This is a genomic window from Bartonella sp. AC10YNML (genome assembly GCF_042196825.1).
Classification (GTDB): domain Bacteria; phylum Pseudomonadota; class Alphaproteobacteria; order Rhizobiales; family Rhizobiaceae; genus Bartonella.
This window is the reverse complement of the sequence record NZ_JBHIRA010000035.1, coordinates 1-6,756: the sequence shown is the minus strand read 5'-3', so window position 1 is coordinate 6,756 and position 6,756 is coordinate 1. Positions and strand designations below refer to the sequence as shown.

Genomic DNA, 6,756 nt, shown 5'->3' with positions numbered 1-6,756 from the left:
TTGAGGATGAAAGAAAACGTCAGCAAAAGCAAAAAGCTTTACAAAAGCGATCACCAAAGCGTCCTCCCCATCGTTAAAAAGGTCGTTAGATAAAATCATGAATGAAGTAGGGGATCAAAGCCGTCTACTTCTTCATCCACGCAGAGAGCCTTTTAAATTTGGTGGTTAAGATAATCCACAATAAGGCAGGTGAGGGGTCCATTACGGGGGATGCGCATTTTGAAGCCAAAGTCGTGGGGCAATCCACTGGATACGTTAAGCGGTTTGACCGAGGCAGGTGCATCTGGCAGTGTAACCGTGGGCTTTAAAACTGAGAAAACAGAAGCCTCTGTTCAGACCTCCACAGCGGTGACAGATAGCATAGAAGGCGGATGCGCTGTTAATATGCAAGCCCACAAAGGCAGCATCCATGGTGTTGGCGCTGATATTATCGCTGGTACCAATCCAATCTATGTGCTGGAAAATGATGCACAGAGCGGAAATATCACCATGGAAGCAGGGCAACATATCACCTTTGAAAGTGCGCAAAACACGCAAAGCACACAAAACAGCAGTGAAAGTTCTTCAATGAGTGTTGGCACCGGTTATGGCACGGGTGGCGCAGGGGCAACGGGCAGTGCTGCTTTTAGTCAAGGGGAAGGTTCCAGTGAGGAAGTTCAACACAAAAACAGCCATATTATAGGCACCGGCACTGTTCATACCATAAGTCAGGCAAACACCACACTGGCAGGCGCCGTGGTTTCTGGAGAGCGTGTAGAAATGGAAGTAGGGGGTGATTTTGCCATTATCAGCCGCAGTGATACGGGACAAACTTCCAGTAAGCAAAACTCTGTTTCTGTTGGGTTTGGTGCTGGACAAACGGGTGGTGGGGGCTCCATGAGCGCCTCTTTCCAAAAGGATAAATCCTCTAGTGATTATCATAGTGTTGTGGAACAATCAGGCATCAAAGCGGGTGATGGCGGCTTTAATATCATTGTTAAAGACAAAACAACGCTGACCGGAGGTATTATTGAAAGCACCGCGCCGGCAGATAAAAACAGCCTGACCACAGGAAGCATTAGCACCAGTGATATCAGCAACAGTGCGCATGCTAAAGCCAGCAGCCATGGGTTTAGCCTTTCTGGGAATGACACGATAAAGAACATTGCCAAGAATGTTTTAAATCACGGCAAAGCCAAGGATGCAGCAGAAGGGGAAACCAAATCTGCTATCAGTGATGGGACTATCATCCTTACTGATACAACTGGACAGAGGGCGATGGGGCAAGATGCTGGACAAATCATTGGCTCTCTCAACCGCAACACCGCAGCAGCACACCAAGCAGTAGGACAGCTAGATGTCGCACCGCTTGAGGATATATTGCGTAATCGTTTAGGTATGAGAAATAAATGGGTAGATGAATGGTTTGATATATGGGATGGGGTTCGTAAAATGGCATTTTATGTTGACCATCCAGTGGGTGAGGTTGCGCATGATGAAAATGGCAATGTCCTCTATTTAACCGATGAAAATGGAAAACCTATAAAAGGCAGTGATGGAAAATATATCACTCTGTATCACTTTTTAAAGCCAGAGGAAGAAAAGCATTTACAAAAAGGCCCTAATGGTGCTGTTTATATGTTCTACAATGGCATTTTTAATTCACCAGATGAAGCAGCCGGTAATGCTGTCCAATTGGCTGTTAATAAAAATGGTCCCCTTTATTTTACATACTTTCCCCAAGCTGATGATGTGCTGGTAGAATTAGGGGTAGCATATTATCAAAAGTTTTGGGAGGGTAGCACTTGGGGATTGAGTAATTCGACCAAGAAGTTCCAAGATTTTATCTATCGTTATGGCAATGACAATGCTATTGTTAGTGGGCATAGCCGGGGTACCTTAACAATACGCAATGGAGCAAATGACTTGCAAGAACATGGTATCCACAGTGTAGCCAAGAAAACAGACTTCTATCTTGTTGGAGCGGCTGCTCACATGCAATCGATGGCCAATACAGTAGATTATCTAAGCGATGGCGAAAAAAATTATATCTACATACAAGGCCATATGTTAGACCCCGTAAGTACAATCATTGGTTTTAATTTTCCTACAGCTTATGGGGTACGTTCCAAACCATATGATTCATTACATCCGTTAATTCTACCCCTCAGAGAGATGGGGGGAGCGATCATCGGCTATAATCCTAGTACCCATAATTGTTATGCTGATGCAAGTGCTAAGTGTAAAAATGATTACGGTTCATTTGATTTTATAAAATTTTATTCCACGAGAACAGGGAACAAAAAATGAAAATACGATTTAACTTATTGAGCCTGCTCATTCTATTAAGTATTACTGGATGTGATATGGACAAATCTCCTCCAGGGGAAGTATATGGGTGGATCAAGCCAGGAGCAGACTTTACCGAGGTAGGAAAAGCCTTATTAGAATGTGGCATGCCACATCTTAATTATCTTGAGGCTGAAAATCAAAAGCTCAGCAATAATGATAATGCAACAATTTATGCTTGTATGATTCAAGCAGGATTCCGTGACAGATATGGCGGTCCATCTTGGTGTGTGAATCATTGGAGGGAAAACCTTCCGATTTGTCGACCAGGCGCGGTCATTCCGAAACGAAGTGTTGAAAAGCGCTTAAACAGCCCTTTTTGTAAAAGAAGTCCAGTACAACCTGAATGCAAGCCTTAAGTTTTGCTGTTTGTGATGACCAACAATCCGCTATCCTTGCCTTCTCTTGGAATGGCGGGATTGTTTTCTCAATCAAGCAAAACTCTGTTTCTGTTGGGTTTGGTGCTGGACAAACGGGTGGTGGGGGCTCCATGAGCGCCTCTTTCCAAAAGGATAAATCCTCTAGTGATTATCATAGTGTTGTGGAACAATCAGGCATCAAAGCGGGTGATGGCGGCTTTAATATCATTGTTAAAGACAAAACAACGCTGACCGGAGGTATTATTGAAAGCACCGCGCCGGCAGATAAAAACAGCCTGACCACAGGAAGCATTAGCACCAGTGATATCAGCAACAGTGCGCATGCTAAAGCCAGCAGCCATGGGTTTAGCCTTTCTGGGAATGACACGATAAAGAACATTGCCAAGAATGTTTTAAATCACGGCAAAGCCAAGGATGGAGCAGAAGGGGAAACCAAATCTGCTATCAGTGATGGAAGTATCATTCTTACTGATATAACTGGACAGAGGGCGATGGGGCAAGATGCTGGACAAATCATTGGCTCTCTCAACCGCAACACCGCAGCAGCCCACCAAGCAGTAGGACAGCTAGATGTCGCACCGCTTGAGGGAGCCGTGCATAATCGCGTAGGTATGATCAATGATTTATCGGATGAAGGATTGGGATACTGGGACAAAGTGCGCGAAGTCGCAAATGTTAAAGAACATCCAGTGGGTGAGATTTTGCATGATGAAAATGGCAATGTCCTCTATTTAACCGATGAAAATGGAGAGTATATAAAAGACAGCGATGGAGAATATATCACTCTGTATCACTTTTTAAATGCTGAAGATGAGCAGTATTTACAAGCTGGCTCTGATGGCAACAGGCGTATGTTCTATAATGGTATTTTTAACACACCAGATGAAGCAGCCGGTAATGCTGTCCACTTAGCTGATAATGAACATGAACCCCTTTATTTTACATACTTTCCCCAAGCTGACGATGTGCTGGTAGAATTAGGGGTAGCGTTTTATCAAAAGTTTTTTGAAGGGGGCTCTTGGGGGTTGACCAATTCAACCAAAAAGTTTCAAGATTTTATCTATCGTTATGGCAATGACAATGCTATTGTTGGTGGGCATAGCCGTGGTAGTTTGACAGTGGGCAATGGAATGCGTGACTTTGAACAGCGTGGCATTCACGGTATAGCAGAAAAAACAGATATCTATCTTTTTGGACCAGCTGATAACTCTCAATCAATAGCGAATGCACTCTATTATGTGAGTGATGGTAAAAAAGATCATATTTACTTACAAAACCATATATTCGATCCCATTGGTACAGGAATTGGTCACAATCTACCTACTTTTTATAAGGCACCCTTGAGGTTCCCTTATGCAATATTTCCACCAGCAACTCCAATGATAGAGCAAATGCGAGCGTTACGCGGCTTTAAATCTAGCACCCATAGGTGTTATGGTAATGCGTCGGCAGCATGTAAACGTGATTATGGAGCACATCATAATGATAATACAAAAATTTATGCACCTTATGCAATTTTAGATAATTTAGGTTTAGGTTATTTATGGAGAAAAAAATGAATACACTGTTTAAATTATTAAGTGGAATAGTTCTGTTAAGTGTCTCTGGATGTGACATTGAAAACATTGACAAACCTGCTCCAGGGTACGTGAATATGTGGGAGAAGACAGGAGCAGATTCTACTGAGATAGGAAAAGCCTTATTAGAATGTGGAATGCCGAGTCTTATCGATCCTGATTCAGAAAATAAAGAGGTAAACAATAATGGATGGGCAACAATTGATGCCTGTATGGTTCAAGCAGGATTCCACTATAAAGATAAATGGGGAGGAACTTGGTGTCAAAACTATAAATCCGAAAACCTTCCCATTTGTCAGCCTGGTGCTGTCATCCCGAAGAGAAGTGTCGAAAAGCGCTTAAACAGCCCTTTTTGTAAAAGAAGTCCAGTACAACCTGAATGCAAGCCTTAAGTTTTGCTGTTTGTGATGACCAACAATCCGCTATCCTTGCCTTCTCTTGGAATGGCGGGATTGTTTTCTCAATCAAGCAAAACTCTGTTTCTGTTGGGTTTGGTGCTGGACAAACGGGTGGTGGGGGCTCCATGAGCGCCTCTTTCCAAAAGGATAAATCCTCTAGTGATTATCATAGTGTTGTGGAACAATCAGGCATCAAAGCGGGTGATGGTGGCTTTAAGATCAACGTTAAAGACAAAACGACCCTAACCGGAGGTATTATTGAAAGCACTGCGCCGGCAGATAAAAACAGTCTGACCACAGGAAGCATTAGCACCAGTAATATCAGCAACAGTGCGCATGCGCAAGCTAGCAGCCAAGGTTTAAGCATTTCAGCGGGTGGTCCGATGTATCAGGGCAAATATGGTGTCGGGAAAAACATTGCTAAAAATGTCTTAGATCATTCAAAAGCTAAAGATTCAGAAGAAGGCTATACCAAATCTGCTATCAGCAATGGCACCATTGTCATTACTGATGAAGCAGGGCAGAAGGCATTGACAGGGCAAGACGTGGAACAAGCCATAGCCTCCCTTAATCGTGATACTGCCACCGCCCATAAGGGTGTACAACAGCTCGATGCAGGCAAGCTGGAACAAATCGTCCATGAAAATCGTGAAATGGCAACTCAACTCTTAGAAGAAGGGTTTAAATACAGCGATGACTCCTATAAAACTATGTTTATCAAAGAGCACCCCATCGCCGTGGTGGATCGTGATGAAAAGGGTAATATAATCTATAAAATAGATGCGAATGGACAGTATATCAAAGACGCTCGTGGACAAAAAATCCCTAAGTTTCATTATTTAACGGATGAAGAAAAGCAGCATTTGCAAGAAGGCTCTGATGGCAAAGTGCATGTGTCCTTTAATGGCATCTTTACGCCACCAGAGGAAGCCGCTGTTTATGCAGAGCAACATGCGAAGGATAAAAATGAATCGCTTTATTTTGTTGTGTTCCCTCAAGCCGATTCTGCCATTTCAGAACTTCTAGTCGCGGGCTATCAGAAGTTTATGGAAAATAACTTTTGGGGTTTGACCAATTCAACACAAGAAGCAAAAGATTTGATGTATAGCTATGGTCTTACAGGGTTAGAACTTTATGGACATAGTCGCGGGACGATGACATTGGGGAATATGCTGAATTCTTTCAAACAAGAAGGTGTTCACGGTATAGCCAACGAAAACACGACTATCAATCTCTATGGACCAGCCTTTAATGTTTTAGTTGCATCCGGTCTGTTAGGTTATGTAAGTGATAGCAAACAAACCATTGTTGGTTTTGATGGGAATAGATATGACTTTGTCAGCAGAATTATTGGCGGCAATGGCTATACCTACGAGACAATACCTACTGGTAGTAACATGTGGAAAGAATGGTGGAGAGTGATCATGAATCCCATAAGCTCCCATACTTGCCTTGGAGATGCGGGGCGTATGTGCAACATGCTTTACGGCTCATCTCATCGTGAACAAGTTCCTTCAAGTAAATCATGGAGTAAAAAATGAAACACATCGTAAAATTATTAAGTGCTGTAACTTTGTTAAGTATAGCTGGGTGCCAGTTTAATAAAACTCCCATATCTTCTATAGGGGCATGGGAGAAGCCAGGAGCAGATTTTACGGAGATAGGAAAAGCCTTGTTAGAATGCGGTATGCCAACCCCTTATGATAAGGATCCAGAAAGTAGAAAGCTCAGTAATAATGCAAATGCAACCATTGATGCTTGCATGCTCCAAGCGGGATTTCGCTATAAATATGATGTGGGGGGAGGCTGGTGTGGAAATCATAAAGCTGAAAACTTGCCCATTTGTCGTCCAGGCGCTGTTGTTCCACAGCGCAGTGTCAAGAAGCGCTTGAACAGCCCTTTTTGTAAAAAGCATCCAGAACAATATGAATGCTATCCTTAAGTCTTTCTTGTGATGATCAACAATCTGTCATCCTTGCCTTTACTTGGAATGGCAGGATTGTTTTCTCAATCTACCATCTCAACTCAGTCCAGAACTGTCTTGAAAAACGGAGATAAAATATCAACAGGCTT

General features: G+C 42.9%; 4 protein-coding genes and 2 pseudogenes. All 6 read left to right on the top strand.

The features are described 5' to 3' along the window. Positions 1-240 precede the first annotated feature (240 nt). Positions 241-2,289 (top strand): annotated as a pseudogene (locus ACFINA_RS09195) (hemagglutinin repeat-containing protein); the annotation flags it as partial. After that, complete coding sequence (locus ACFINA_RS09190; protein WP_375615477.1) at positions 2,286-2,687, top strand: hypothetical protein; 402 nt, start codon at positions 2,286-2,288, stop codon at positions 2,685-2,687. The pseudogene ACFINA_RS09195 and the gene ACFINA_RS09190, both read left to right, overlap by 4 nt. Continuing rightward, complete coding sequence (locus ACFINA_RS09185) at positions 2,675-4,267, top strand: filamentous hemagglutinin (protein WP_375615476.1); 1,593 nt, start codon at positions 2,675-2,677, stop codon at positions 4,265-4,267. The genes ACFINA_RS09190 and ACFINA_RS09185 overlap by 13 nt, the downstream gene beginning before the upstream one ends. Continuing rightward, entirely contained in the window at positions 4,264-4,677 is a 414-nt protein-coding gene (locus ACFINA_RS09180) for a hypothetical protein (RefSeq protein WP_375615475.1), read from the top strand. Before ACFINA_RS09185 ends, ACFINA_RS09180 begins: the two co-directional genes overlap by 4 nt. A 68-nt stretch (positions 4,678-4,745) precedes the next feature. After that, positions 4,746-6,224: pseudogene (locus ACFINA_RS09175) on the top strand (filamentous hemagglutinin); the annotation flags it as partial. Further along, positions 6,221-6,625 carry a hypothetical protein gene (locus tag ACFINA_RS09170; RefSeq protein WP_375615473.1) on the top strand — a complete coding sequence of 135 codons (405 nt, stop codon included), beginning with the start codon at positions 6,221-6,223 and terminating at the stop codon, positions 6,623-6,625. The pseudogene ACFINA_RS09175 and the gene ACFINA_RS09170, both read left to right, overlap by 4 nt. Positions 6,626-6,756 lie beyond the last annotated feature (131 nt).

Excerpts from the sequence above, each read along its gene's own strand:
- ACFINA_RS09190 (WP_375615477.1), top strand. The coding sequence starts at position 2,286 with ATGAAAATACGATTTAACTTATTGAGCCTGCTCATTCTATTAAGTATT.
- ACFINA_RS09185 (WP_375615476.1), top strand. The coding sequence starts at position 2,675 with ATGCAAGCCTTAAGTTTTGCTGTTTGTGATGACCAACAATCCGCTATC.
- ACFINA_RS09180 (WP_375615475.1), top strand. The coding sequence starts at position 4,264 with ATGAATACACTGTTTAAATTATTAAGTGGAATAGTTCTGTTAAGTGTC.
- ACFINA_RS09170 (WP_375615473.1), top strand. The coding sequence starts at position 6,221 with ATGAAACACATCGTAAAATTATTAAGTGCTGTAACTTTGTTAAGTATA.